The organism is Catenibacterium sp. GCM10023432 (assembly GCF_042651925.1).
Taxonomy (GTDB): domain Bacteria; phylum Bacillota_I; class Bacilli_A; order Erysipelotrichales; family Coprobacillaceae; genus Catenibacterium; species Catenibacterium mitsuoka.
This window is the reverse complement of the sequence record NZ_JBHSEB010000115.1, coordinates 1-544: the sequence shown is the minus strand read 5'-3', so window position 1 is coordinate 544 and position 544 is coordinate 1. Positions and strand designations below refer to the sequence as shown.

General features: G+C 30.5%; 2 protein-coding genes. Both read right to left on the bottom strand.

The genetic code is table 11. The features are described from left to right. Positions 1–240: hypothetical protein (locus tag ACFOZZ_RS13205; protein WP_376815419.1), on the bottom strand; the 240-nt coding region annotated here is incomplete at its 3' end. A gap of 11 nt (positions 241–251) precedes the next feature. Next, on the bottom strand, positions 252–544 hold a 293-nt coding region (locus ACFOZZ_RS13200; protein WP_376815418.1), incomplete at its 5' end, for a DUF6120 family protein.

Below are 544 nucleotides of genomic sequence, written 5' to 3'. Positions count from 1 at the left end.
CCCATTAACAGTAATAGACCATAGAGCTTTTCCATTGATATCTTTATAAGTTGCAGTTTTTGTGCCACTTCTAATAGAAGATCTTGCTTGCGTAGGATTTATGGTAATAACAGTTTCTAAGTAATATCCATTTTCTAATTCTATCCTAGTTGGATTTGCTTCAAAAGCAGATGCATTTAAGACAGAGTGAGAAAATGCTAGAAAAGAAATACATAAAATGGTGATTATTTTTTTTATCATGTTCATTCTCCTTATTTGATTTCAATTGTTTCTTCAAAATATCCACCTTTTGAATCTCTTACCTCTTCAAAAGTCTTTTGGTAAATATATGCTTTATAGCATAAGAATACTAATAATACAGCAAGCGCAACTGATAAGAAATTCTTTAATAATCTTCTTACCTTTGCTTTTTCAATCAGACGATCCATATCTTCCTGCTCATAGTAACTAATAATAATTTCCTTGGGTGTACCAAGTCTTTCTACGACTTCATCATATGTCATATCATGAGAACCATCATCAATATTATCTATGAGCTTTCTTA